Annotated in this window: 21 protein-coding genes; 11 read left to right on the forward strand and 10 right to left on the reverse strand. The window is 66.7% G+C overall.

Features of this window, described 5'->3' with window-relative positions; genetic code table 11:
• The first annotated feature begins 60 nt into the window (after positions 1 to 60).
• Together ACSQ3N_RS07470 and ACSQ3N_RS07475 are read left to right on the forward strand one after the other, a co-directional pair.
• Complete coding sequence (locus tag ACSQ3N_RS07470; RefSeq protein ID WP_436145982.1) at positions 61 to 2,931, forward strand: IPTL-CTERM sorting domain-containing protein; 2,871 nt, start codon at positions 61 to 63, stop codon at positions 2,929 to 2,931.
• A gap of 95 nt (positions 2,932 to 3,026) precedes the next feature.
• Positions 3,027 to 3,566, forward strand: coding sequence for a DUF3617 domain-containing protein (locus ACSQ3N_RS07475; protein ID WP_056161846.1), 540 nt, complete (start codon positions 3,027 to 3,029; stop codon positions 3,564 to 3,566).
• A gap of 138 nt (positions 3,567 to 3,704) precedes the next feature.
• Here the strand turns inward: ACSQ3N_RS07475 and ACSQ3N_RS07480 are convergent, their stop codons facing one another.
• The 4 genes from ACSQ3N_RS07480 to ACSQ3N_RS07495 all read right to left on the reverse strand — a co-directional run bounded on the left by ACSQ3N_RS07480 (position 3,705) and on the right by ACSQ3N_RS07495 (position 8,228).
• The gene (locus ACSQ3N_RS07480; protein ID WP_056161848.1) at positions 3,705 to 5,096 is read right to left on the reverse strand and encodes an alpha/beta fold hydrolase; all 1,392 of its coding nucleotides are present in this window, start codon (positions 5,094 to 5,096) and stop codon (positions 3,705 to 3,707) included.
• A 79-nt stretch (positions 5,097 to 5,175) separates the two neighbouring features.
• A complete protein-coding gene (locus ACSQ3N_RS07485) occupies positions 5,176 to 6,291 on the reverse strand; it encodes an acyl-CoA dehydrogenase family protein (RefSeq protein ID WP_056161851.1) in 1,116 nt (371 codons plus the stop codon).
• 12 nt (positions 6,292 to 6,303) lie between these two features.
• Complete coding sequence (locus ACSQ3N_RS07490; RefSeq protein WP_056161853.1) at positions 6,304 to 7,485, reverse strand: acyl-CoA dehydrogenase family protein; 1,182 nt, start codon at positions 7,483 to 7,485, stop codon at positions 6,304 to 6,306.
• 47 nt (positions 7,486 to 7,532) lie between these two features.
• Positions 7,533 to 8,228: a YceH family protein gene (locus ACSQ3N_RS07495; protein WP_056161855.1), complete on the reverse strand. Its 696-nt coding sequence runs from the start codon at positions 8,226 to 8,228 to the stop codon at positions 7,533 to 7,535.
• Positions 8,229 to 8,252: 24 nt separating this feature from the next.
• On the opposite strand from ACSQ3N_RS07495, the gene purN reads away from it, so the two are divergent.
• Positions 8,253 to 8,846 (forward strand): phosphoribosylglycinamide formyltransferase, encoded by a 594-nt coding sequence (gene purN / locus ACSQ3N_RS07500; RefSeq protein WP_056161858.1) that lies wholly within the window; start codon positions 8,253 to 8,255, stop codon positions 8,844 to 8,846.
• A gap of 122 nt (positions 8,847 to 8,968) precedes the next feature.
• Here purN and ACSQ3N_RS07505 read toward each other — a convergent pair whose 3' ends face one another.
• A complete protein-coding gene (locus tag ACSQ3N_RS07505; RefSeq protein WP_056161860.1) occupies positions 8,969 to 9,235 on the reverse strand; it encodes a DUF1653 domain-containing protein in 267 nt (88 codons plus the stop codon).
• A 169-nt stretch (positions 9,236 to 9,404) separates the two neighbouring features.
• Here ACSQ3N_RS07505 and ACSQ3N_RS07510 point away from each other — a divergent pair, with 169 nt between their 5' ends.
• The 3 genes from ACSQ3N_RS07510 to ACSQ3N_RS07520 all read left to right on the forward strand — a co-directional run bounded on the left by ACSQ3N_RS07510 (position 9,405) and on the right by ACSQ3N_RS07520 (position 14,287).
• Positions 9,405 to 11,258 carry a M48 family metallopeptidase gene (locus tag ACSQ3N_RS07510; RefSeq protein WP_056161862.1) on the forward strand — a complete coding sequence of 618 codons (1,854 nt, stop codon included), beginning with the start codon at positions 9,405 to 9,407 and terminating at the stop codon, positions 11,256 to 11,258.
• A 223-nt stretch (positions 11,259 to 11,481) separates the two neighbouring features.
• Positions 11,482 to 12,753, forward strand: coding sequence for an RsmB/NOP family class I SAM-dependent RNA methyltransferase (locus tag ACSQ3N_RS07515; RefSeq protein WP_436145983.1), 1,272 nt, complete (start codon positions 11,482 to 11,484; stop codon positions 12,751 to 12,753).
• 319 nt (positions 12,754 to 13,072) lie between these two features.
• On the forward strand, positions 13,073 to 14,287 hold the full coding sequence (locus ACSQ3N_RS07520) for a DesA family fatty acid desaturase (RefSeq protein WP_436145984.1): 1,215 nt from the start codon (positions 13,073 to 13,075) through the stop codon (positions 14,285 to 14,287).
• A gap of 119 nt (positions 14,288 to 14,406) precedes the next feature.
• Here the strand turns inward: ACSQ3N_RS07520 and ACSQ3N_RS07525 are convergent, their stop codons facing one another.
• A complete protein-coding gene (locus ACSQ3N_RS07525; protein WP_436145985.1) occupies positions 14,407 to 14,844 on the reverse strand; it encodes a hypothetical protein in 438 nt (145 codons plus the stop codon).
• A 237-nt stretch (positions 14,845 to 15,081) separates the two neighbouring features.
• On the opposite strand from ACSQ3N_RS07525, the gene ACSQ3N_RS07530 reads away from it, so the two are divergent.
• Positions 15,082 to 16,587, forward strand: coding sequence for a PLP-dependent aminotransferase family protein (locus tag ACSQ3N_RS07530; protein ID WP_436145986.1), 1,506 nt, complete (start codon positions 15,082 to 15,084; stop codon positions 16,585 to 16,587).
• A gap of 122 nt (positions 16,588 to 16,709) precedes the next feature.
• On the opposite strand, the gene rpmG is transcribed toward ACSQ3N_RS07530, so the two are convergent.
• The 3 genes from rpmG to trxB all read right to left on the reverse strand — a co-directional run bounded on the left by rpmG (position 16,710) and on the right by trxB (position 18,278).
• On the reverse strand, positions 16,710 to 16,880 hold the full coding sequence (gene rpmG / locus ACSQ3N_RS07535) for a 50S ribosomal protein L33 (RefSeq protein WP_007859760.1): 171 nt from the start codon (positions 16,878 to 16,880) through the stop codon (positions 16,710 to 16,712).
• Between the two features lie 11 nt (positions 16,881 to 16,891).
• A complete protein-coding gene (rpmB, locus tag ACSQ3N_RS07540; protein WP_056161871.1) occupies positions 16,892 to 17,125 on the reverse strand; it encodes a 50S ribosomal protein L28 in 234 nt (77 codons plus the stop codon).
• Positions 17,126 to 17,324: 199 nt separating this feature from the next.
• Positions 17,325 to 18,278: a thioredoxin-disulfide reductase gene (gene trxB, locus ACSQ3N_RS07545; protein WP_436145987.1), complete on the reverse strand. Its 954-nt coding sequence runs from the start codon at positions 18,276 to 18,278 to the stop codon at positions 17,325 to 17,327.
• 188 nt (positions 18,279 to 18,466) lie between these two features.
• Between trxB and ACSQ3N_RS07550 the strand changes: the two genes are divergently transcribed.
• From ACSQ3N_RS07550 to lolA, 3 genes are all read left to right on the forward strand, one after another.
• Complete coding sequence (locus tag ACSQ3N_RS07550) at positions 18,467 to 19,144, forward strand: Crp/Fnr family transcriptional regulator (RefSeq protein ID WP_056161875.1); 678 nt, start codon at positions 18,467 to 18,469, stop codon at positions 19,142 to 19,144.
• A 74-nt stretch (positions 19,145 to 19,218) separates the two neighbouring features.
• On the forward strand, positions 19,219 to 21,558 hold the full coding sequence (locus tag ACSQ3N_RS07555) for a DNA translocase FtsK (RefSeq protein ID WP_436145988.1): 2,340 nt from the start codon (positions 19,219 to 19,221) through the stop codon (positions 21,556 to 21,558).
• Between the two features lie 47 nt (positions 21,559 to 21,605).
• Positions 21,606 to 22,238: an outer membrane lipoprotein chaperone LolA gene (lolA, locus tag ACSQ3N_RS07560; RefSeq protein ID WP_056161878.1), complete on the forward strand. Its 633-nt coding sequence runs from the start codon at positions 21,606 to 21,608 to the stop codon at positions 22,236 to 22,238.
• Positions 22,239 to 22,369: 131 nt separating this feature from the next.
• Here lolA and ACSQ3N_RS07565 read toward each other — a convergent pair whose 3' ends face one another.
• Positions 22,370 to 22,729, reverse strand: coding sequence for a DUF1304 domain-containing protein (locus ACSQ3N_RS07565; RefSeq protein WP_056161880.1), 360 nt, complete (start codon positions 22,727 to 22,729; stop codon positions 22,370 to 22,372).
• A 217-nt stretch (positions 22,730 to 22,946) separates the two neighbouring features.
• On the opposite strand from ACSQ3N_RS07565, the gene ACSQ3N_RS07570 reads away from it, so the two are divergent.
• Positions 22,947 to 24,278, forward strand: a complete 1,332-nt coding sequence (locus ACSQ3N_RS07570) for a replication-associated recombination protein A (protein ID WP_436145989.1) — start codon at positions 22,947 to 22,949, stop codon at positions 24,276 to 24,278.
• Positions 24,279 to 24,413: the final 135 nt, after the last annotated feature.

A 24,413-nucleotide genomic window follows, 5' to 3' on the forward strand; every position in this document is an offset into this window, starting at 1 on the left:
TGGGCCGAACTCGGCCTGCAGGTTTGACAACAGAGACTGGTTCACAGAGGAGATGGCAAATTGATCACCAAGATTTTTCCTTCCGGAATGCGCGAAGGGCCTTCCAGGCTTTTGCGCCACTGGTGCCTGCTGCTGTTGGGCTTGCTGGTCCTTGCGGCCACGGCAGGCTCCGCGCGCGCGGCTTTCGTGAATGGCGGCTTCGAGAACGATCTGGCGAACTGGAACGTCCGGCATCTGCGTGTGCCGATCGCTGGTATCCCTCTGGCCAATTTCCCCCCGGACACCGAAAGTGATCTCGGACTGACATTCAACACCACCTCCACACCGGCGCCGACCGATGCGGTGGGCAACGGCTCGGACACCAACGTCAATGGCCAGGTGCGCTTTCCGCTGTACGGCGCAAAGAGCGCGCGGATCAATTACCTGGGTGCCCAGAACCGCGCTGCGTCCATCGACCAGACGGCCGTGATGACGCTGGGCGACGTGGACCCGTCCGACGGCAAGGCACACGTGCGCTTCGCCATCGCCCCGGTGCTGCAGAACCCCGGGCATCCAGGCGCAGAGCAGCCGTACTTCTTCGTGGAGGTCTACAACATCACGAAGAACAAGCAGCTGTTCTACACCTTCAACTTCTCCGGCCAGTCGGGCGTGCCATGGCAGTCCGTGGGTGGCTTTCAGTACACCAACTGGCAGACCATCGACATCGCGCCAGGTGCGGGTGTGCTCGATGTGGGTGACCAGATCAAGGTCACGGTGATCGCCGCGGGCTGCAGCCAGAGCGGGCACTCCGGTCACATCTACGTGGACTCCGGTGCAGGGCTTACCAATCTGCCCGGTCCTGGCATCAAGGCCGATGCGCCTGAATACGCAGCCGCCGGCAGCAGCGTGGCGTACACGTACTCCTATTCGAACCAGGGTGACGTGCCGCTGACGAGCACGGTGGTGACCATCGTGTCTCCGCAAGACAACACGGCCGGAACTCCCAAGAACCTGCGTGTGGACCCGGCCAGCGTGCCGGGCTCCTGCACGGTCAATACCTCCGGGGCGGCAGGCAACCAGATCGACACCGTGTCGTGCCCGGTCGGAACGCTCAACCCAGGCAGCAGCGGAACCATCCCGCTGTCGTTCATCACACCAGGTACCACCACGGGCCCCATTAACCACGGCAACTACTCCATCGTGGGCGATGCCATCTCGCCCTTGCTGGGGCCGCTGGTGCAAAGCCAGATCACGACGGACCCCCTGGTCGACCTGAGCGTGAGCCTGTCCGATGGGCAAAGCGCCGTGATCTGGGGCCAGGCCCTCACGTACACCATGTCCGTGACCAACCTCGGCCCCACGGCGGTGCCGGCTGGCACCACGATCCAGGAGTCCGCACCCACCTCGTTGACCAACATCACCTGGACCTGTGCTGCCAGCGGCGGCGCAGTCTGCCCGGTGCCTTCGGGCTCCGGCGCGGTGAGCCAGATCCTGCCGGACCCTGTTCCGGTGGGCGGCACCCTCACGTACACGATCTCCGCGCAGGCCGACCCTGCGGGCAGCGGCGCCAGCACCATCCTGCACACCGCCACGGTGACCGCGCCGGTGAGCGTGAAGGACCGCGAAAGCTCCAACAACACCGCCACGGACTCCGACCCCGTGGGTCTGGGCTTGTTCAATCTCGCAGTCAACAAGATCGGCACGGGCACGGTGACGTCGGTGCCTTCGGGCATCACCTGCGGCGCCACCTGCACCACCGACGCGCCGGGTGGCTCGCAGGTCATCCTGTACGCCACCGCGCCCTCGGGCTCGATCTTCTCGGGCTGGAGCGGCGGCGGGTGTTCGGGCACCGCCAGCAGCTGCACCGTGTCCATGGATGCTTCCAAGACCGTGACGGCCAACTTCACGGTGCCTCTGGACGTGACGCCCGTCGTGGGCGCCAACGGCTCGGTCAGCCCTGCCGTCACGCAGCCCGTGGCACCGGGCGGCACCACGTCGTTCACCGTGACGCCCAACGCGGGCTACGCCCCCGTCATCACCGACAACTGCGCAGCCGGCGGCACGCAGACCGGTGGCGCTCTGGTGGGCAGCACCTACACCACCAACGCCATCGCGCAAAACTGCACGGTCAACTTCAGCTTTGTGAATGCCGGCGTGGCCACGGTCACGCCCACCGTCGGCACCGGAGGCTCCATCACGCCCAACGCGCCCAAGACGGTGGTGATCGGTGGTTCTGCCTCCTACGTGGTCACGCCCACCACCGGCTACAGCCGCGGCACGCCCACCGGCACCTGCCCTGCAGGTACCTGGTCCGGCACGACTTACACCATCGCTCCGGTGGCGGCCAACTGCTCGGTGAACTTCGTGTTCATCGGCCCGGTGGCGGTCACGGCCTCCGTGGCCTCGGGCAGCGGCGTGGTCAGCCCTGCGTCGCAGTCGGTGGCCGTGGGCGGCACGGCGGTGATCACGCTCACGCCAGGGGCCGGCCAGCGCGCCACCCTGGCGGCGGGCAGCACCTGCACGGGCGGCAGCTTCAAAGCCGACACCACGGTCTACACCATCCCCGCCGTGGCAGGCGCTTGCTCCGCAGCTTTCGCGTTCGTGCCCAACCCGGTGGTGACCGGATCGGTGCTGTCGGGCACCGGCACGGTGTCGCCGGCGTCCCAGTCCGTGGTGCCCGGCGCCAGCGCCGTGTTCACGCTCGCTCCCGGTGCCGGCATGCGTGCGGCGCTGGACGCCTCCAGCACCTGCACGGGCGGCAGCTTCAACGCGGGTTTCACCACCTACACCGTGCCCGCCGTGGCGGCGGACTGCACCGCAGTGTTCCGGTTCGCACCGGCCATGGCGGCAGGCCCTGCGTCCATCCCCACCTTGTCCGAGTGGGGCATGATCATCCTGTCGGCTCTGCTGGCACTGATGGCCTGGGTGCACCGGCGCAGATTCGGCGGCTGACGCAGCCGAAGCCCTCGATCCGAAGTGCACTGGTGCACTTCCGAACCGTGCCAGGGTCCCTGCGTGGGGCTCTGGCACTCTACTTGTCTCGATCCATGAAAAAAATCGCGTTGGCCGTTGCGGCTGTGTCACTGTCGTTCGGCGTCGTCGTGGTGCCGCTCGCCCATGCCGATGCCCTGCCGGTGCGCAAGCCCGGTTTGTGGGAGGTGTCGATCATCGGGGCCGGCCAGTCCGTCATGCGCCAGCAGAAGGTTCTGCAGTGCACGACGAACGACGTGGATGCCGTGACCATGCTCGCCGTGGTGCCTGGCCAGGAGCATTGCCACGAGACTGCGGTCAAGAAGGAGGGCGGCCAGTTCACTGTGCAGACCGTGTGTTTCGTGCACGACAACCGGGTCACCGCGCGCATTCGGCTCAGCGGTGACTTTCAGCAGTCCTACCAGGGCGACTTTGAAGTGGCCTATTCAAAGCCCGTCGCTAACAACGCGCCGGGGGTGACCCAGTTCAGCGGGCGCCGCGTGGGGGACTGCAAGGCGGGCATGAAGCCATCGGACATGGTGCTGCCCAATGGCATCACGGTGAACATCGTCGAGAGCCTCAAGCAGAGCGCAAGCCACGAGGGGCATCGGCACTGAGGCAACAAAGGCATTGATCCGGCGGCACCGACCTGGTTCGTGGCCCTGGGCCTACCGAACGTAAAAAAACCCCACAGGTGCGCCCTGTGGGGTTTTTTTGTTGTGCGCGTCTTTTGCGTTGCTGACGAAGACCGGATGTTACTGGTTGATCTCCAGCATCACCACATGCCCTTGGGCCGCAGGCCAGGTCTGGCCCACCACACGCTCGCCGTTGAACTCGGCGGCGATGGGGCGCTGCCCGCCCGCGGGCTTGATCTTGGCCGACGCGGCGCCGGCACCGGCCGGCACGCCGGCGGGCGGGGCGCCGTCCAGCAGCATCTTGTCGCGTGCAGGGTCCAGGTAGCCGCGGGGGCGGGTCAGGGTGACGATGGCATCGGCGGTTTTGTCCGCGTCGGCGATGCGTTCGGGGCGCAGGTGGATCAGCTCGCTGCTGCGGGGAAAGCCGCTGCGGTAGATGTGGGTCGTGGCGTAGCCGGGCGCGGAGATCACGAACTCCAGGGGCACGCCGGGCTGGGTGGTCAGCGGGCCCCACCGGCCGTCCGTGCCCACGGTCTTCTTCAGCAGAGCGCCACCGGTGCGGGCGCCCGTGGCCGGGTCGGTGGCGTACACCTCCAGTTGGGCGCCGGGCAGGGGCAGGTTGTTGCTGAAGTTGCCGGTCTTCGCATCGGCCGAGTCCACGCCCAGGCCGGTGATCTTGCCGTTCAGCACCACGGATTTTTCGGCCGCGATGTCGGTGCGCGCCGGGGCCTTGCCGGTGATGAAGCGGTAGGTGGCTTCGAATGCGGCGGGCGAGTATGAGGTCTCGCGGTGGTCGATGCGCGGGATCACCACGTTGGTCGCGCCCTTGAGCTCGGGCCCTGCGGCGGTGACATTGGTGGGCGTGCCTTTCTGGCCGATCCACAGGCCGTCGGGCTGCGCGAACTTGTCGTTATTGTCCGAGCGGATGGTCATCCACTTCACCGGGCCGCTCACCTCGTCGCCCGCGGCGTTCTTGGGGGCGTTCAGGGCCTTGAGGAAGGGGCCGGTGCCCGAGAATTCATTGCCTTCGCGAAAGCCCGGCGTAGCCCACACACCGTGGTTGGGCGTGCCGCCCAGGATGGCGTGGCTCACGGTCTTGTCGCCACCGCCGTTGTAGATGTAGTTGCGGATCGCATTGCCGCCGCGCGAATTGCCCATCAGCACGACCTGCCGGGCGCCGGTGGCCTGCAGCACCTTGTCCACTTCGGCCTTCAGGTAGGCCATGTGCTCGGCTGCGGAGGTGCGGCCCGGCTGGGGCTTGGCATCGTCGTCGCGCGAGAGCGGGTAGGGCACGTCGATGGCGTGCAGGCGCTCGCGCGGCCAGCCGTTGGACTCGAAGCGCCACGCGGTGGTCTGCCACAGCGCGGCGGTGTCGCCGTTGCCGTGCACAAAGACGATGGGCGGGGCCTCGGCCATGCCGGAGCTCTGCGTGGCGCAGCCGGCCAGGGCCAGGCTGGCGGCAATGGCCGCGCCCAGCAGCAGGGACCGTCGGGGCAGGAAAAGCGTGTTCATCGAAGGGTCTCCAGAAATAGAAAAATGCCCGTGGACCGGGGAATCCACGAGCATGGCATGCGGGTGTTACGCGCCTGCGTCAGGCAAAGACGCCCGCCGTGTCCTGCATGCGGGCCGAGACCTCGCCCAGGTGGTGCAGCGTGTCGCCGAACGTCATCTCCAGCTGCGTCAGCTTCTTGAAGTAGTGGCTGCCGATGTACTCATCCGTCACGCCGATGCCGCCGTGCAGTTGCACCGACTGCTGCCCCACGAAACGCATCGACTGGCCCAGCTGTACCTTGGCGCGCGCCATGGCGGCGCGGCGCTCGGCGGCGGGCGCGCCGAGTTTCAGGCTGGCGTAGTAGCTCATCGAGCGGGCGAGCTCGAGCTGCATCTTCATGTCGGCCACGCGGTGGCGCAGCGCCTGGAAGCTGGCGATGAACACGCCGAACTGCTTGCGCTGGTTCATGTATTCGACGGTGAGCGCCACCGTCTTGTCCATCACGCCCACGGCTTCGGCGCAGGTGGCGGCAATGCCGGTGTCCACCGCCAGCTCCAGCGCGGCCAGGCCGTCGGTGGTGATGAGCGTGGCGGGCGCGTTGGCCAGCTGCAATTCTGCTGCGCGGCTGCCGTCCTGCGTGACGTAGCCCCGCGTGGTCACGCCAGCGGCCGAGCGCTCGACCAGGAAGAGGGCGATCTTGCCGTCCAGCTGCGCGGGCACGATGAAGGCATCGGCCTGGTCGCCAGCGGCCACTATGCTTTTAGTAGCTGTCAGCGCATACCCGGACTGCGCTGCAGCCGCTTTGGCCTCACACACATCCAGGCGGTAGCGTGCCTTGCGCTCCTGGTAGGCCAGCACCACCAGGGCTTCGCCGCTGGCCACGCGGGGCAGCCAAGCGGCTTGCACGTCGGCCGTGCCGTACTGCGACAGCACGCTGCTGGCGATGAAGGCCTGCGCAATCGGCTCCAGCACCATGCCGCGGCCCAATTCTTCGGCCACCACCATGGCGTCGATGGCGCTCTGGCCCATGCCGTCGTGGGCCTCGGGCACGGTCAGCGCCGTCAGGCCCAGCTCGGCCAGTTCGCCCCAGGCGGCGCGGTCGAAGCCGCCAGCGGCCACGGCAGCGCGGCGGCGCTCGAAGGTGTAGCCCTTGTCCACCCACTTGCGCACGGCATCGCGCAGTTGTTCCTGGTCGTCAGAAAAATCGAAATCCATGTTCTTGTCTCCTTAGCCCAGCACAGTCTGCGCGACGATATTTCTTTGCACTTCATTGCTGCCACCGTAGATCGTGGTCTTGCGCAGGTTGAAGTAGGTGGACGCCAGCGGCGCGTTGGCGGTGACGCCGCCTGGGAAGTTTCCTTGCCATCCGGCCTCCATGGCCTCTTCGATGAAGGGCAGGCTGAACGGGCCGGCGGCCAGCATCATCAGCTCGGCGTAGCGCTGCTGGATCTCGCTGCCGCGGATCTTCAGGAGGCCCGCGATGTCGAGCGAGTTCTTGCCCGACTTCTCGGCCGACAACACGCGCAGCACCAGCATTTCCAGTGCCACGATGTCCACTTCGAGCAGCGCGATCTGGTCACGGAAGCGCTGGTCTTCCCACATGCCTTCGGCCTTGGCGATGCGCTTCAAGCGCTCCAGCTCGCGCTTGCTGCGGTTCACATCGGCGATGTTGGTGCGCTCGTGGGACAGCAGGTGCTTGGCGTAGGTCCAGCCCTTGTTCTCTTCGCCGATCAGGTTCTCGGCAGGCACTTCGACGTTGTCGAAGAACACTTCGTTGACCTCGCACTCGCCATCCAGCAGCTTGATGGGGCGCACGGTCACGCCCTTGGACTTCATGTCCAGCAGCAGGAAGGAGATACCCGTCTGCGGCTTGCCCTCGGTGCTGGTGCGCACCAGGTTGAACATCCAGTCACCGTACTGGCCGAGGGTCGTCCAGGTCTTCTGGCCGTTGACGATGTACTTGTCGCCCACGCGCTCGGCGCGGGTCTTGACCGAGGCCAGGTCCGAGCCGGAGCCCGGTTCGCTGTAGCCCTGGCTCCACCACACCTCTCCGCTGGCGATGCCGGGCAGAAAGCGCTTTTGCTGCTCGGCGTTGCCGAACGCCATGATCACCGGCGCCACCATCACCGGGCCGAAGGGCACGATGCGGGGCGCGCCCGCCAGGGCGCATTCTTCTTCGAACAAATGCTTTTGCACGGCCGTCCAGCCGGGACCGCCGAATTGCTGGGGCCAGCCAAAGCCCAGCCAGCCCTTCTTGCCCAGGATCTTGGCCCAGCCCTGCAGGTCGTCGCGGGTCAGGCGCAGGGCGTTGTGCACCTTGTGCGAAATTTCTTTCGGTAGATTGGCGTGAACCCAGGCGCGAATCTCTTCGCGGAAGGCCTGCTCTTCAGGGGTGAATGCGAGATCCATGCGGTTTGTCTCCAAGTGATCCCGCATTTGTAGCACGGTCGTTCGTTTTAGTCCTGTCCGGGTGGTGACATTTGGTCGGCCATGCCCAGCTCGGCACACAGCCGCTGCACCGTGGCCTGGAGGGCGGCCACCTGGCCTTCGAGGGCGTCCACGCGGGCCTGCAGCGCGGCGGGTGCGCTGCCTCCACTGCTGCTGCTGGCGGCAGGCGCTGCGGCGCTGGTGTCCACCGGGCCGCACAGCAGGTGCGCCCAGCGCTGCTCGCGCGCACCGGGGGCACGCGGCAGCAGCACGACCAGCGGGCCGCCCTTTTCGGCACTGCGCTCCTGCAGCTCGTCCAGAAAGGCCTCGACCGACGAGATATCGGCAAAGCGGTACCAGCGCTCGGAATTGATGCGCAGCTCGCCCGCCGTCTGGGGGCCGCGCAGCACCAACAGGCCCAGCAGCACGGCCGACTGCTCGGGCACGCCCACGCCGCGCTGAAAGTTGTGCTCCCAGCGCGTGGTGCGGTTGCCGCTGCTCTCGAACGCCAGCGTCAGGAGCTTGAGCGAGTCCAGCGCTTCCTGCGCCTCGGCGTCGCTCAGGTTCATCACCGGGTCGCGGCTGGTCTTCTGGTTGCAGCCGGTGACCAGGCCGTTGAGCGACATGGGGTAGCTGTCGGGCACGGTGCGGGCTTTCTCCATCAGGGTGGCCAGCACGCGGGCTTCGGCGGCGGTCAGGGGGCGGGTGGTCGGGTCGAAGGGCATGGCTGGGATAATCCGGTGCAATTTATGAAGAACAGCGTCAAGAACATCGTCATTTTGATCTCAGGCGGCGGCTCCAACATGGCGGCCATCGTGCGCACCGCGCAGCAAGAGAACTGGCAGCAGCGCTACGGCGCCCGCGTGGTGGCCGTCGTCAGCAACAAACCCGAGGCCGCCGGCCTGGCCTTTGCGCGCGAGCAGGGCATTGCCGCCGAGGCGCTGGACCACAAGGGTTTTGCCAGCCGCGAGGCCTTCGATGCCGAGCTGGCCACGTTGATCGACCGGCACGAGCCCGCATTGGTGGTGCTGGCAGGCTTCATGCGCATTCTGACCCCCGGCTTCGTGGAGCGGTATGCGGGGCGGCTGATCAACATCCACCCGTCCCTGCTGCCGGCCTTCACCGGCCTGCATACGCACCAGCGCGCCATCGACGCGGGCTGCAAGGTGGCCGGAGTCACCGTGCACCAGGTGACGGCAGAGCTGGATGTGGGCCCCATCCTGGACCAGGCCGTGGTGCCGGTGCTGCCCGGCGACACGGCGGACACGCTGGCGGCCCGCGTGCTCACCCAGGAGCACGTGATCTACCCCCGCGCCGTGCGGGCGCTGGTGCAGCGGCTGTAGGTGCCGCGTCCGACAGTTTGCTATTGATTTAATAGCTGATGCCGCTTGTCTATCAAGCGGTAGAAGCCATTTTTGCGCTGAGAACACGGCCATGCACTGCCATGGCGGTGCACAGGGCCGCATCAGCCATGGGATGCAGGCGGCACCGATCCCTCTTCGCACTTCACAAAGCGGGGTCGCAGCACGCCGTCCACCAGCACCGGCTCTTCGAACATGGCGGCCGGCCGCACCCACAGGCCGTGCCGGCCATACAGCGCGCGGTACAGCGTCATCGGCTCCAGGGTCTCGCTGTGGCGCACGGTGTCGATCACCTCGTAGAGCATTCCCTTGTAGTGGCGGTACAGGCCGGGCGGGGTGCTGATCAGTTCGGGCAGGTCGTCGTCGTTCATGGGTGCGTCTTGGTGTCTTGGTGATTGGTGGGTGGTTCGTTAGGATGCGGGGTTGTGCCAGCTTCAGCATTTTGTGCGGCGGCGGGGTGGCCCCCTTCCGGCACGGGGTTTGCCAGCGGGCTGCCCGGCACAGAAAAATAAGCAACCATACAGAGGGAGAGGGACACCCGTGGATCAGGCAGATTTTGTGCACCTGGTGCGCATGAGCGAGCATGCCAGTGCCGACAACAGCCGCGCCTACCGACGCAGCGTGGCCGCTTTTGCGGCGCTGGGCTATGCGTGGGTGCTGGGCTGCCTGGCGCTGGCCGTCGGCATCGTGCTGTGGGTGGTGCCCCAGGTCCTGCACGGGCGCTTTCGGCTGGCCATGGTGTGGCTGCTGCTGGGAGCGGTGGGCCTGCTGTGGGTGAGCCTGCGGGCGCTGTGGGTGCGGCTCGAGCCCCCGGGCGGTGTGGAGATCACGGCACTGGAGGCGCCGGAATTGTTCGAGGCACTCGAGCGCATCCGCCGCAAGATCAAGGGGCCGCCCATCCACACGGTGCGGCTCGACAGCGAGTTCAACGCCAGCATCCAGCAGGTGCCCCGCTTTGGACTGCTGGGCGGCGCCGTCAACCACCTGACCATTGGCTTGCCGCTCTTGATGGCGCTGGACCGCCCGCGTTTCCTGGCGGTGCTGGCCCACGAATATGGGCACCTGCGCGGCGACCACGGCCGGTTTGCCGCCTGGATCTACCGCACCCGCCTGTCGTGGATGCGCCTGAACTACAGCCTGTCCGATGACGAGGGCCCGGCCGCAGCGGCCACGCAGGCCTTCATGCGCTGGTACTTTCCGCGGTTTTCGGCCAAGACCTTTGCGCTGGCACGGCAGGACGAGTACGAGGCCGACCGCATCGCCGGCCGCTTGCTGGGCCGCGAGGTGACGGCGGCGGCCTTGGCCGAGATCGAGATCCGCGGCGCCTGGCTGCACGAAGAGTTCTGGGGCCAACACTGGTGCGGCGCCGCAGGCAACCCGCTGCCCGTGGGGCCCTACCGCGGCATGCGACGCCGCCTGGCCGAGCCGCCGGACGCTGCCTTTGCCAACGATGCGATGCGCCAGGCGCTCAAGCGCATCAGCAGCGTGGACGACACCCACCCGGGCCTGCGCGACCGCATCGAGGCACTGGACGCCGCACCCACCGTGCCCGACTGGTCGCGCGGCAACGCGCTGGGCCTGCTGGGCCCCGAGGCCAAGCGCTGGGTGGCGCATTTCGACAAAGAGTGGTGCCGTGACAACGCCACCGAATGGAAGCAGCACCACGCCTGGCTGGAGCGGGTGCGCGCCCGCGCCGAGGCGCTGGGCGCATCCACCGCCCAGAGCAGCGCGGTCGAGCTGGTGGAGCTGGCACGCCTCAAGCGCCACCTGGACCCGCGTGCCAATGTGCGCCCGCTGTACGAGACCGCGCTGGCACGCAGCCCCGAACACCCGGCCGCCTTGCGCGGGCTGGTCACCTGCCTGGCCGACGACGACCGCGACGGCAAGCTGGCGCTGCTGCACCGGCTGTGGGACACCGCCAGCGGCGACCGCTTCTGGGCCGCGCGCACGGCGCTGGCCGAGCTCGAAACCCCCCGCCTGGGCAAGGAGCACGACGCCGCCGCCTTCAAGCAGTGGCGCAAGCGCCTGGAGCGCGCGCAGGAGTCCGAGGACCGGGCGTGGGAGGAGCTGTCGGGCACCTCGTTCTTCAGCCAGATCTCGCGCCACGACCTGAGCGAGTTCGAGCTGGCCGAGCTCAAGGCAGAGCTCGCGCGCTGCGTGCCGCTGGCCCGCTGCTGGCTGGTGCGCAAGAACCTGCGCGAGTACGCACAGCGCCGGGCCTACCTGCTGTTCGTGGAGTTGCCGGGCCTGGACGACGACAGCCGCTACCACCTGTGCCGCGCGCTGGAGCGCAACCTGAGCATCCCCGGGCCCACCCTGGCGCTGTGGGCGGGCGAGTCGCCCACGCTCAAGGAGATTCAGCGCTACGCTTTCGATCCGATCTTCACCAGGTAGATGCATAAGCCCCCCTGAGACGCTTCGCGTCTTCCCCCCAGGGGGACGCCACCGGTGGCCTGGCAAAGCCAGTTCCACGGTGGCACTGGCCTGGCGCGTGCCTGTTTCAGCCTCTGCGCACCGTCTTTGCGCTTGAACCCGGCGCTGCCAAATGCCAGCGGACCCCGCGCAAGGGCCGCCCCGCCGCGATACAGGGGGGCTTCCAGGGTGGGACAATAGAGGGATGCATCCCAAAGTTCTTCTCGACGCCTGCGCCGAACTCGTCCGACTCACCCTCACCTTCGAACACCCCGCCGACGCGGTGGTGTCGCGCTTTTTCCGTGACAACCGGGGCCTGGGGCCCCGCGAGCGGGCCACGCTGGCCGAAACGGTCTACACCGTGCTGCGCAAGAAGCTGCTGTTTGACCACATGGCCCCCTCGGGCTCCGGCCCCAAGGAGCGGCGCCTGGCCATCCTGGGCTTTCACGGCCCGCGCGACTTTCTGAACGGCGCCCTGACCGACCAGGAAAAGAACTGGCTCGACCAATGCGACGCCGTGACGGTGGACGACCTGATGGAGCGCCACCGCCACAACCTGCCCGAATGGCTGGTGCAGCCCCTGAAGGACCAGCTGGGCACGGGCTTCTGGCCGCTGGTGGAGAGTTTGTCGAACGCCGCGCCGCTGGACCTGCGCGTCAACGCCCTGCAGGACAAGCGCGCCGATGTGCAAAAGGAACTCGCCAAGGCCGGCATCAAGGCCGTGCCCACGCCGTACTCGCCCTGGGGCCTGCGCATCGACGGCAAGCCGGCGCTGACCAAGCTCGATGTCTTTACCCGTGGCGCCGTGGAGGTGCAGGACGAGGGCTCCCAACTGCTGGCCCTGCTGCTCGACGCCAAGCGCGGCGAGATGGTGGTGGACTTTTGCGCCGGTGCCGGCGGCAAGACGCTGGCCATCGGTGCCAGCATGCGCAGCACGGGCCGCCTGTATGCGTTCGACGTGTCGGGCCACCGGCTCGATGCCTTGAAGCCCCGCCTGGCCCGCAGCGGGCTGTCCAACGTCCACCCCGCAGCCATTGCCCACGAGCGCGACGACCGCGTCAAGCGCCTGGCGGGCAAGATCGACCGCGTGCTGGTCGACGCGCCGTGCTCGGGCCTGGGCACGCTGCGCCGCAACCCCGACCTCAAGTGGCGCCAGACGCCCAAGGCGGTGGAAGAACTGGTGGCCAAGCAGACGGCCATCCTGGCCAGTGCCGCGCGGCTGCTCAAGTCCGGCGGCCGGCTGGTGTATGCCACCTGCAGCATCCTGCCGCAGGAGAACGAGGCCATCGCCGAGGCTTTCAGCGCCGCGCACCCCGATTTCGTGCTGGTGGATGCCGGCGAGCTGCTGGCCCAGCTCAAGGTCGAGGGCGCCGCGCAGCTGTGCAGCGGCGGCGAGTCCGGCACTGGATATCTGCGCCTGTGGCCCCATGTGCACCACACCGACGGGTTCTTTGCGGCGGTCTGGACGAGGAAGTAAGCCCCCCCCTGAGCCGCTGCGCGTCTTCCCCCAAGGGGGACGCCACCGGTGGCCCGGCGGAGCCGGTTCCACGGTGGCACTGGCATGGGCCGCGCCGGTTGCGCCGCAAGTGACGAAACGGGCGTGGGAGTTGCGGTTCCGCTCGTTGCGCAGTCCGTTCTGGCGCCCAGTCTGCACGGCCTTGTCGTGAAGGCGACTCAGGGGCCAAGTCACTCTGGGTACTGTGGATAACCTCCAGTCTGAAATGGGGGGCGCGCTTTAAAATTGACAGTCCCGCCACCGCTGGTGCCCGGGTGTTTTGTACGAGGTATTTTTGAATATGCTGTTACCCGACTGGACTGTGCTGAACGCCGCCATCGACTGGCTGGGCCACGGGCTGTGGGACTTGGCCTGGTGGGAGATCGTGCTCTACACGCTGGCGACGACGCACATCACCATTGCGGCCGTCACGATCTTCCTGCACCGCTCGCAGGCGCACCGGTCGGTCGACCTGCATGCGATCCCTTCGCATTTCTTCCGCTTCTGGCTGTGGCTCGGCACCGGCATGGTGACCAAGGAGTGGGTGGCCATCCACCGCAAGCACCACGCCAAGTGCGAAACCGTGGACGACCCGCACAGCCCGCAGACCCGCGGCCTCGATACCGTGATGTGGCGCGGCGCCGAGCTGTACCGCGCGGAGTCGAAGAACCTCGAAACCATGAAGAAGTTCGGCCACGGCACGCCCGATGACTGGATGGAACGCAATGTCTACACCCGCTTTGGCTGGCAGGGCGTGGGCCTGATGCTGGTGCTCAACCTGGCGCTGTTCGGCGCAGTGGGCGCCGCCGTCTGGGCCGTGCAGATGCTGTGGATCCCGTTCTGGGCGGCCGGTGTGGTCAACGGTGTGGGCCACTACTGGGGCTACCGCAACTTCGAGGCGCAGGACGCCAGCACCAACCTCTCGCCCTGGGGCGTGATCATTGGCGGCGAAGAGCTGCACAACAACCACCATACCTATCCCACGTCGGCCAAGTTCTCGGTCAAGCCGTACGAGTTCGACATCGGCTGGGCCTACATCAGCCTGATGAAGAAAGTGGGCTGGGCCACTGTCAAGAAGGTGCCGCCCAAGCTGCAGCTGGGCGACGTGAAGCCCGTGGCCGATGAAAAGACGCTGGAGGCGCTGATCGCCAACCGCTATGAGGTCATGGCCGGCTACGCTCGCGGCGTGCGCCAGGCCTGCAAGGAAGAGATCGCCGCGCTCAAGGCCCGCCAGGCGGACGTCTCGGTACTGACCGCCGCCAAGCGCTGGCTGCACCGCGATGCCGAGAAGGTGCCTGCGGGCGCGCTGCCGCAACTGGCCCAGGCGCGTGCCGCCCACCCGGCGCTCGACAAGATGGTCACCATGCGCGAAGAGCTGCGTCAGCTGTGGCTCAACACGTCCCAGTCGCGCGAGCAACTGACGGCCGACCTGCAAGCCTGGTGCCGCCGCGCGGAAGAAAGCGGCATTGCCGCGCTGCGCGAGTTCTCGCTGCGGCTGCGCGCGGCGCAGGCCTGAAGCGCCCCAGCCCTGGCGTTCAGCGCCCAAGGCCTTGCCATCTGGCAAGGCCTTTTTCTTTGGGCACAACCATGGGTCAGGCAATGTGTCCTTCGCGATCGGCCATCAGCCATCAGTCGTTAGCGCAGCGCGGGCACATTGCCAAACGTGCGGTCCTGGGCGGTTTTGTCGCGGCCTGCAAACGCTGTGCGCAGCAGGTGCCGTGCCTGATGCCAAAGCCCCGGCGCGGGCGCTTGTTCGATGACCTGGATCTCTGCGCGGCCGGGCAGGGCGTTGTCCACCTGCACCCAGGTGGTCTGGGTGCTCGATCCCGAATGCCGATGATCGCCCGCGCCAAGCCGTGCCTGCGGCGGGGTGTGCAGGGCATGTCCGCAGTCTTGTGGCGCAAAGCGCAGCGACACCTCCCCCTGGGTGGTGTGCAGCACGCTGCCGGGCGGCAGGCACAGCCACAGGCTTTGGCCGGAGGTGAGGCCCAGGGTGACTGCGGCCGATGGGGCGGTGGTGTGGGCGGCGGCTGAATTGGCGGATGGCGTGGCGGATTGCGTGCGCGTTGGCATGGTGCGGGCTCCTCAGGAAGTGGCTGCAGTGAGGCTCTAGCGTAAAAAAATCAGAGCCATTCCGACAGGGACACGGCTGTGAGGGAATAGGTAGAACAGCAGCGATTAATGGTGTGCTGTTATGGTCCTGTCTGCGCGTTCCTGTATCTGTTGCTGCAGCGGGCGCTGGGGCACGATGCACTTCACGGCTGCAGAGCCCGCACCACGGCTCTGCAGCAGCAGCACCCTTTACCAGTCATGTCTCATTCCACCGACTCGCGGGATGCCCCGCTCTACCGCCAACTGGCGGCCTTGTACGAACAGGCCATAGCAGCCGGCAGCCTGACGCCCGGCATGCGCATGCCGTCGGTGCGGGAGCTGTGCCAACGGCACCAGGTGAGCCTGTCCACCGCGCTGCAGGTGCTGCGCCATCTCGAATCCCTGGGTTGCGTCGAGGCGCGCGAGCGGGTGGGCTACTTCGTGCGGGAGCCGGGTGACGTGGCGTTGCCCCGGGCGCGCGAGCCCGAGGTGCATGAGCCGCTGGCCCACGACCCGGGTGTTTTCGCTGGCATCAACGAGCGCATTTCCGGCTTTCTTGAAAAAGCCCGCCGCGCGGGCCCGCTGCCGCTGGACCTGGGCAGTGCCATGCCGGCGCCCAGCCTGTTCGATTCCGCGGCGCTCAACCGCCTGGCCCACGCGCTGCTGCGCGAGCAACCCGACATCCTGGTGTACGGCCCGTCGGCACCCACAACCCACCCGGACTTTCAGCAGGCCATGGCCCGGCATGCGCTCACCTTCGGCGTGTGCATTGCGCCGGGCGACATCGGCGCAACGCTGGGCAACTCCGAGGCGGTGAACCTGGCGCTGGACGCCGTCGCCGAGCCGGGCGACGTGATCGCGGTCGAATCACCCACCTTCTTCGGCATCCTGCAGGCCATCGAGGTGCGGGGCCTGCGCGCGCTGGAGATCCCCTGCAGCCCCCACACCGGCATGTCGCTCGAAGCCCTGGAGCTGGCCGCGCGCAACGAACCGCGGCTCAAGGGCGTGGTGGTGGTGCCCCACCTGCAGATGCCGCAGGGCAGCGTGATGCCCGACGCGCACAAGGAGCGCCTGGTGGCGCTGTGCGTGGAATACGGCATGGCGCTCATCGAGGACGACATCTACCGCGAGTTCGTGGAGTCGCCGCACGTGCTGCGGCCCGCCAAGGCCTGGGACCGGCAGGGCGATGCAGGGCAGGTGATCTATTGCGCGTCGCTCAGCAAGAGCTTTGCGCCCGGGCTGCGCCAGGGTTGGATGAGCGCGGGGCGCTGGCAGGCCCGCGTGCAGATGATCAAGTTTGCCCGCACGCGCAACATGCAGACCTGGTCGCAGCTGCTGGCCGCACGCAGCGTGGACTCGCCGGCGTACGAGCGGCACATGCGCCGCATGCGGGCGCAGTTGCGCATCCAGCGCGAGCAGGCCGCCCGGGCCGTGGCCCGCTACTTCCCGGCGGGCACGCGCCTGAGCCTGCCGCCCGGCGGCTTGAGCCTGTGGCTGGAGCTGCCAGCGGGCATATCGTCCACACGGCTGTATGACGATGCGCTGCAAAACGGCATTCGCGTCGCGCCCGGCCCCATGTTCTCCAACACCGGGCGGTACGAGCATTTTCTGCGGCTGAGCTGCGGCATGCCCTTCACGGCGCAGGTGGAAGCGGGCTACCGCACGCTGGGCGCCTTGATGGCTGCGCAGCTGGCCGAGCAGCCTGCTGCGCGCAGGGCGGCATAAGCGGCCAGCAGCAAGGCGAGGCGAGGGGGCAGGGTCCACCACCAGCCCGCATGTTGCAGCCGGCGAGCGGCAATAAAAAAACCGCCTTGAGAAGGGCGGTTTTTTGAAGGAATCCAGCCGAATTACTTCAGCTTGATTTCCTTGTACTCGACGTGCTTGCGAGCTTTGGGATCAAATTTCATGATCAGCATCTTCTCGGGCATCGTCTTCTTGTTCTTGGTCGTGGTGTAGAAGTGACCGGTACCCGCAGTGGATTCCAGCTTGATCTTGTCGCGTCCGCCTTTGCTTGCCATGGTGCTTCTCCTTAGGCTTGACCACGTGCGCGCAGGTCTGCGAGCACCGAGTCGATACCGTTCTTGTCGATCAAACGCAGGGCAGCGCTCGAAACGCGCAGGCGAACCCAGCGGTTTTCGGTCTCGACCCAGAAACGGCGGTATTGCAGGTTCGGCAGGAACCGGCGCTTGGTTTTGTTGTTGGCGTGGGAAACATTGTTCCCCGTCATGGGCTTCTTGCCCGTTACTTCGCAGACGCGTGCCATGAGGACACTCCGATACTTTTTAACGGCCGTTTGCGGGCGCCCTGGGCAATGTTTGCCGAGGGCTCGCTGGCGGCCTCACCTCGCCAGAAAGGGTGGCGGTAACCCGGTTTTTGCTGCTCCGGCAGGCCGCTCGTCAGAGAATTGACAACGGGCCGAATCCAGCAAAGCCGCAGATTATAGCCCGACCACCGCTTCTTGATCAACTTTCCTGTTCGAGGAAGCGCTGGGCGTCCAGCGCAGCCATGCAGCCCGTGCCGGCGCTGGTGATGGCCTGGCGGTACACATGGTCCTGCACGTCGCCCGCGGCAAACACGCCCGGCACGCTGGTCTGCGTGGCAAAACCCTTGAGGCCGCCCTGGGTGATGATGTAGCCGTTTTCCATCTGCAGCTGGCCCTGGAAGATCTCGGTGTTGGGCGCATGGCCGATGGCGATGAAGCAGCCCTGCAGCTGGATGTCTTCCGTGCTGCCGTCCTTGGTGCTCTTGATGCGGATGCCGGTCACGCCGGTTTGGTCGCCCAGCACTTCGTCCAGCGTGTTGAACAGCTTGAGCTCGATCTTGCCGGCTGCCACCTTGTCATTGAGCTTGTCCACCAGGATGGGCTCGGCCTTGAACTTGTCGCGGCGGTGCACCAGGGTGACCTTGCGGGCGATGTTGGACAGGTACAGCGCTTCTTCCACCGCCGTGTTGCCGCCGCCCACCACGCAGACGTCCTGCTCGCGGTAGAAGAAGCCGTCGCAGGTGGCGCAGCCGGACACGCCCTTGCCCATGAAGGCCTCTTCTGAAGGCAGGCCCAGGTACTTGGCCGATGCGCCCGTGGCCAGGATCAGCGCGTCGCAGGTGTAGGTGCCGCTGTCGCCGGTGAGGGTGAAGGGGCGCTGGCTGAAGTCGACCTTGTTGATGTGGTCAAAGATCACCTGGGTCTTGAAGCGCTCTGCGTGCTCCAGAAAGCGCTGCATCAGCTCGGGGCCCTGCACGCCGTGCACGTCGGCAGGCCAGTTGTCCACCTCGGTCGTGGTCATCAGCTGGCCGCCCTGGGCCATGCCGGTGATGAGCACGGGATTCAGATTGGCGCGTGCTGCATAGACGGCCGCCGTGTAGCCCGCAGGGCCGGAGCCGAGAATCAGAACTTTCGCGTGTTGGGTGGTGGACATGGTAAAAGCCTGTGTTTTGCGCCCGCGACATGGGGCACTGTTGGGGAAAGCTGGGGGTTTGGGCGCCAAGTATCAACCGCTCGGGGTCTCCGCAAGCCGCTCCAATTTCAATCACGGCGATTGTAAGAACCGATTGATAACCCGTTGCGGCGCCGGTGGAGCCGCGCACCAAGAGAGAGGATGTTTCCATGTCGACGATGTTGTCCAACCTGGACCTGTTGCGCCGGGTGCCCCTGTTCTCGCTGCTCACCGTGACGCAGGCCGAGGTGATCAGCGGTGCGGTCATCAAGCGCCGCTTCAAGCGCGGCGAGCCGCTGGTCGAGCAGGGACAAAAGTCCGACGCATTGTTCATTTTGCTCACCGGGCGCGCCCGGGTCATGACCTCCGACAGCCGGGGCCGCGAGGTGATCTTGGCCACCCTGTCGCCGGGCGACTACCTGGGCGAGATGAGCATCATCGACAACGAGCCGCACTCCGCCACCGTGCGCGCCGAGGTGCAGACCGACGTGCTCATGCTCGGCCGCACGGAGTTTGCGCGCTGCCTGACCGAGAACGCCTCGATGTCGCTGGTGGTGATGCGCGGCCTGGTCAAGCGCCTGCGCCATGCCGACCGCAAGATCGAGTCGCTGGCCCTGCTGGACGTGTACGGCCGCGTGGCTCACGCACTGCTCGACTTCGCCGTGCCCGATGCGCAGGGCCAGTTGATCATCAAGGACAAGATCTCCCGCCAGGACCTGGCCAAGATGGTGGGCGCCTCCCGCGAGATGGTCAGCCGCGTCATGAAAGACCTGGAAGAACGCGGCTTCATCGAGGCGCTGCCCAGCGGCGCGACGCTGCTCAAGGACCGGTTGAACGCGCTGGGCTGACAGCGCCGACACTGTCGACTGGCGCCGGTCAGGAGTTGCCGCCAGTGCTTGGGGTAAGCTCGCTCGGCACGCATATGACCTATTCCCTCAATACCCTGAACGCATCGTCCGCGGCCAAGTCGCCGCCCCGCACGGGTGCCGCCCGTTTCGGCCATGAGATCGGCCTGATGCTGGGCCTGCTGGCCCTGGTTTTCTGGCTGCTCGCGCTCGTGAGCTACTCCGCGCAGGACGCGGCTTTTTCCAATTCCGGCGCGCGGGATGTCCGCATGGTGGCCAACTGGGCGGGGCGTTTTGGCGCCTGGCTGGCCGATGGCAGCTACTTTGCGCTGGGCTTCTCCGTATGGTGGTGCGTGGCGGCGGGCGTGCGCGCCTGGCTGTCGTCGCTGGCGCGCTGGATGCGAGGTGGCGAGCAGCTGCCGGGCGCTGCCAGCCCCTTGCAGCGCCGCGCGCTGTTCTGGGTGGGGCTGGTGGTGCTGCTGTGCGCCAGCACCGCGCTGGAGTGGTCGCGGCTGTACCGGTTTGAAGCACTGCTGCCGGGGGGGCATGCCGGCGGGGTTCTGGGCTATGTGACCGGGCCGGCCAGCGTGAAGTGGCTGGGGAATACGGGCTCGGCTTTGCTGTCGATCGTGCTGGCGGTGCTGGGGGCTGCGCTGGTGTTCCGCTTTTCGTGGGGGCATGTGGCCGAGGTGCTGGGGTCGCGCATCGACACCTTGGTGCAGTCGCGCCTGGCCAAGCGGGAGGTCGCCAAGGACGTTGCCGTGGGGCGTAAGGCCGCGCGCGAGCGTGCCGTGGTGGTGCTGGAAGAGCGAACCGAGAGCGAGGTGCACCACCCCGAGCCCATTCAGATCATCGAGCCCATCCTGGTGGATGTGCCGCAAAGCACCCGGGTGGTGAAAGAGCGCCAGAAGCCCCTGTTCACCGAGATGCCCGACAGCAAGCTGCCGCTGGTGGACTTGCTCGACGGCCCGCAGCAGCGCCAGGAAACCGTGGCGCCCGAGACGCTGGAGATGACCAGCCGGCTCATCGAGAAAAAGCTCAAGGACTTTGGCGTGGAGGTGCGCGTGGTGGCGGCCATGCCCGGCCCGGTGATCACGCGCTACGAGATCGAGCCCGCCACGGGTGTGAAGGGCTCGCAGATCGTGGGCCTGGCCAAGGACCTGGCGCGCTCGCTCAGCCTGGTGTCCATCCGTGTGGTGGAGACCATTCCGGGCAAGAACTTCATGGCGCTGGAGCTGCCCAACGCCAAACGCCAGTCGATCCGCCTGTCCGAGATCCTGGGCTCGCAGGTCTACCACGAGGCCAAGAGCATGCTCACCATGGGCCTGGGCAAGGACATCGTGGGCAACCCGGTGGTGGCAGACCTCGCCAAGATGCCGCACGTGCTGGTGGCCGGAACGACCGGTTCGGGCAAGTCGGTGGGCATCAACGCGATGATCCTGTCGCTCTTGTACAAGGCCGAGGCGCGCGACGTGCGCCTGCTGATGATCGACCCCAAGATGCTGGAAATGTCGGTCTACGAAGGCATCCCGCACCTGCTGGCGCCCGTGGTCACCGACATGAAGCAGGCCGCGCACGGCCTGAACTGGTGCGTGGCCGAGATGGAGCGCCGCTACAAGCTGATGTCCAAGCTGGGCGTGCGCAACCTGGCGGGCTACAACGTCAAGATCGATGAGGCCAAAGCGCGCGAGGAGTTCATCTACAACCCCTTCAGCCTGACGCCGGAAGAGCCCGAGCCGCTGCAGCGCCTGCCGCACATCGTGGTCATCATCGACGAGTTGGCCGACCTGATGATGGTGGTGGGCAAGAAGATCGAAGAGCTGATCGCCCGGCTGGCGCAAAAGGCGCGGGCGGCGGGCATCCATCTGATCTTGGCCACGCAGCGCCCCAGCGTGGATGTGATCACGGGCCTGATCAAGGCCAACATCCCCACCCGCATCGCGTTCTCGGTGGGCTCCAAGATCGACAGCCGCACCATCCTCGACCAGATGGGCGCCGAAGCCCTGCTGGGCATGGGCGACATGCTGTACATGGCCAGTGGCACGGGCCTGCCGATCCGGGTGCACGGCGCCTTCGTGTCGGACGAGGAAGTACACCGTGTCGTCAGCTACCTCAAGCAGCAAGGGGAGCCGGACTACATAGACGGCGTGCTCGAAGGCGGAACTGTGGACGGTGACGGTGATCTGTCAGGTGAGGGCGGCAGTGGCGATGGGGGCGAGAAGGACCCCATGTACGACCAGGCCGTCGAAGTGGTGCTCAAGGACCGCAAGGCCAGCATCTCGTACGTGCAGCGCAAGCTGCGCATTGGCTACAACCGCTCGGCGCGGCTGCTGGAAGACATGGAAAAAGCCGGTCTGGTCAGTGGCCTCACCGCCAGCGGCCAGCGCGAAGTGCTGGTTCCCAACCGCAGCGAATGAATGACCGGCCCGGCGCAAAGCGGGCCTGCACCTCCCAGGAGTTACTGTTGAAAAAGATCGCCACTGCAATTTTGATAGCTGCTGCCGCAAGCGCAGCCAGCGCTGACGGCCTGAAAAGCCTTGAATCCTTCATGAAGGGTACGCAGACGGGCCGCGCAGACTTCAGCCAGGTGGTCACGTCGCCTCCCAAGGACGGGCAGACCGCGCGCACCAAGACGTCGACCGGCAGCTTCGAGTTTCAGCGGCCTGGCCGCTTCAAGTTCGTCTACAAGAAGCCTTTCGAGCAGACCATCGTGGCCGACGGCCAGACCCTGTGGCTGTACGACGTGGACCTGAACCAGGTCACCCAGCGTGCGCAGGCCCAGGCACTGGGCACCACGCCTGCTGCGCTGCTGGCGTCGGCACCGGACCTGTCGGCCCTCAAGGCCGAGTTCACGCTGGAGAACGCCCCGGACCAGGACGGCCTGCAGTGGGTGCTGGCCACCCCCAAGTCCAAGGACGGCCAGCTCAAGAGCGTGCGCGTGGGCTTTGCCAGCGAGCAATTGGCGGCGCTCGACATTCTGGACAGCTTCGGCCAGCGTTCGCTGATCCGCTTCAACGGCATGCAGGCCAATGCGGCCCTGCCAGCGGGCAACTTCCAGTTCAAGCCACCCGCCGGGGCGGATGTGGTGAAGCAATAACTCTTTGCGCCCTGGGTGCTACCGAAATGGTAGCTGCTGGGGCGCATCGGCAAAGCGGTAGCGCCTGTTTTTGGCAGGATTTGAGTGAGTTAGTGCTTGCCGATGCCGAACCCGCGGGCCCGGCGGACCGGTCAGGCCAACAGCAGCAGAGCCAGGCCGATGGCTGCAGGCACCGACTGGATGAACAAAATCTTGCGGCTGGCGGTGGCTGCGCCGTACAGCCCGGCGACCAGCACGCACAGCAGGAAGAACACCTTCACGCCCAGCCCGGCGGCGTCGCCCAGGTACAGGCCCCAGAACAGCCCCGCCGCCAGAAAGCCGTTGTACAGGCCCTGGTTGGCCGCCAGCACCTTGGTGGCTGCGGCCTGTTCGCGCGACTGCCCGAACGCCTTGCGGCCAGCTGGTTTGTCCCACAGGAACATCTCGAGCACGAGGATGTAGACGTGCAGGACGCCGATCAGACCGACGACGATATTGGCGGCAAGGGACATGGTGGACAGGCTCCGGATAGGGGGTGTGGACCGAGGCCCAGATACTAGACGCTGCCGCCGCGCAGTGTCTGTCACCTTGGGTCGTTGAGCTGCGCGCACCCCTGGCACAACCGCTTGCCAGGTGCTGTTGTGGCGGCCCGCCGGTCAGGCTGAAGCCGACGTGCCGCGCATGCCCGCTCTGACGAATGGGCAGGGTGGGATGTGTTGGAATCGGTGTATGACCGTCGCGACCTCTTCGTCCCCCATGCACCAGCCCCTGGCCGAACGCCTGCGCCCGCGCACCCTGGGCGATGTCATTGGCCAGCAGCATGTGCTGGGCCCCGGCATGCCGCTGCGGCTGGCGTTCGAGTCGGGCCGGCCCCACAGCTGCATCCTGTGGGGGCCGCCGGGCGTGGGTAAGACCACCATCGCGCGGCTGATGGCCGATGCCTTCGATGCGCAGTTCATCAGCATCAGCGCCGTGCTGGGCGGGGTCAAGGACATCCGCGAAGCAGTGGAGCGGGCCGAACTGGCGCGCGACGGACTGATGCAGCAGCGCACCATCGTGTTCGTCGACGAAGTGCACCGCTTCAACAAAAGCCAGCAGGACGCCTTCCTGCCGCACGTCGAATCCGGCCTGTTCACCTTCATCGGCGCCACCACCGAGAACCCTTCGTTCGAGGTCAACTCAGCGCTGCTGTCGCGCGCCGCCGTGTACGTGCTGCAGCCGCTGTCCGAAGACGATTTGAAGAAAATCGTGGCCCTGGCGCAGGCGGAGCAAGCGCTACCAGCTATCGAAAATGTAGCAGTCGATCGCCTGGTGGCCTACGCCGACGGCGACGCGCGCAGGCTGCTCAACACCCTGGAGACGCTGGCCATGGCGGCCACGCAGGAGAAGCTCACCGAGATCACCGACGCCTGGCTGCTCAAGGTGCTCGGCGAGCGCATGCGCCGCTACGACAAGGGCGGTGAGCAGTTCTACGACACCATCAGCGCGCTGCACAAGTCCGTGCGGGGCTCGGACCCCGACGCCGCGCTGTACTGGCTGGTGCGCATGCTCGATGGCGGCGCCGACCCGCGCTACATGGCCCGCCGCCTGGTGCGCATGGCCAGCGAAGACATCGGCCTGGCCGATCCGCGTGCGCTGCGCCTGGCGCTCGATGCTGCCGAAGTGTATGAACGCCTGGGCACGCCCGAGGGCGAGCTGGCGCTGGCCGAGTGCGTGGTGTACCTGGCCGTGGCGCCCAAGTCCAACGCGGTCTACAAGGCCTACAACGCCGCCCGCGCCTGGGTCAAGAAGGACGGCACCCGCCCGGTGCCCATGCACCTGCGCAATGCACCGACCAAGCTCATGAAAGAGCTCGATTACGGCAAGGGCTACCGCTACGCGCACGACGAGGAGGGCGGCTTCGCCGCGGGCGAAAACTACCTGCCAGAGGGCATGCCCGAGCCCGGTTTCTACCAGCCGGTGGAGCGGGGGCTCGAAATCAAGATTGCACAGAAACTGCGTGCGCTGCGCGACCGCAATGCATCGGCCGATGCTTCTGGCGGGATGGACGACGACGCCTGATGCAGTGCAGCACGGCACTTTATGCCGAGTTATGCTGATTTTGCATTGCGCCGGTAATAAGTTTGCACATCAATATTCCTGCTTGCATCATCCAGGCTTATGAATCGCGTTCCGCGCTGATGGGGCCCAAACCCG

This window comes from Acidovorax sp. LjRoot194 (assembly GCF_964253015.1).
Lineage (GTDB): Bacteria > Pseudomonadota > Gammaproteobacteria > Burkholderiales > Burkholderiaceae_C > Acidovorax.

Coding starts and splice junctions, on each gene's coding strand:
- ACSQ3N_RS07475 (WP_056161846.1), top strand. CDS start 3,027: ATGAAAAAAATCGCGTTGGCCGTTGCGGCTGTGTCACTGTCGTTCGGC.
- ACSQ3N_RS07480 (WP_056161848.1), bottom strand. CDS start 5,096: ATGAACACGCTTTTCCTGCCCCGACGGTCCCTGCTGCTGGGCGCGGCC.
- ACSQ3N_RS07485 (WP_056161851.1), bottom strand. CDS start 6,291: ATGGATTTCGATTTTTCTGACGACCAGGAACAACTGCGCGATGCCGTG.
- ACSQ3N_RS07490 (WP_056161853.1), bottom strand. CDS start 7,485: ATGGATCTCGCATTCACCCCTGAAGAGCAGGCCTTCCGCGAAGAGATT.
- ACSQ3N_RS07495 (WP_056161855.1), bottom strand. CDS start 8,228: ATGCCCTTCGACCCGACCACCCGCCCCCTGACCGCCGCCGAAGCCCGC.
- purN (WP_056161858.1), top strand. CDS start 8,253: ATGAAGAACAGCGTCAAGAACATCGTCATTTTGATCTCAGGCGGCGGC.
- ACSQ3N_RS07505 (WP_056161860.1), bottom strand. CDS start 9,235: ATGAACGACGACGACCTGCCCGAACTGATCAGCACCCCGCCCGGCCTG.
- ACSQ3N_RS07515 (WP_436145983.1), top strand. CDS start 11,482: ATGCATCCCAAAGTTCTTCTCGACGCCTGCGCCGAACTCGTCCGACTC.
- ACSQ3N_RS07520 (WP_436145984.1), top strand. CDS start 13,073: ATGCTGTTACCCGACTGGACTGTGCTGAACGCCGCCATCGACTGGCTG.
- ACSQ3N_RS07525 (WP_436145985.1), bottom strand. CDS start 14,844: ATGCCAACGCGCACGCAATCCGCCACGCCATCCGCCAATTCAGCCGCC.
- ACSQ3N_RS07530 (WP_436145986.1), top strand. CDS start 15,082: ATGTCTCATTCCACCGACTCGCGGGATGCCCCGCTCTACCGCCAACTG.
- rpmG (WP_007859760.1), bottom strand. CDS start 16,880: ATGGCAAGCAAAGGCGGACGCGACAAGATCAAGCTGGAATCCACTGCG.
- rpmB (WP_056161871.1), bottom strand. CDS start 17,125: ATGGCACGCGTCTGCGAAGTAACGGGCAAGAAGCCCATGACGGGGAAC.
- trxB (WP_436145987.1), bottom strand. CDS start 18,278: ATGTCCACCACCCAACACGCGAAAGTTCTGATTCTCGGCTCCGGCCCT.
- ACSQ3N_RS07550 (WP_056161875.1), top strand. CDS start 18,467: ATGTCGACGATGTTGTCCAACCTGGACCTGTTGCGCCGGGTGCCCCTG.
- ACSQ3N_RS07555 (WP_436145988.1), top strand. CDS start 19,219: ATGACCTATTCCCTCAATACCCTGAACGCATCGTCCGCGGCCAAGTCG.
- ACSQ3N_RS07565 (WP_056161880.1), bottom strand. CDS start 22,729: ATGTCCCTTGCCGCCAATATCGTCGTCGGTCTGATCGGCGTCCTGCAC.
- ACSQ3N_RS07570 (WP_436145989.1), top strand. CDS start 22,947: ATGACCGTCGCGACCTCTTCGTCCCCCATGCACCAGCCCCTGGCCGAA.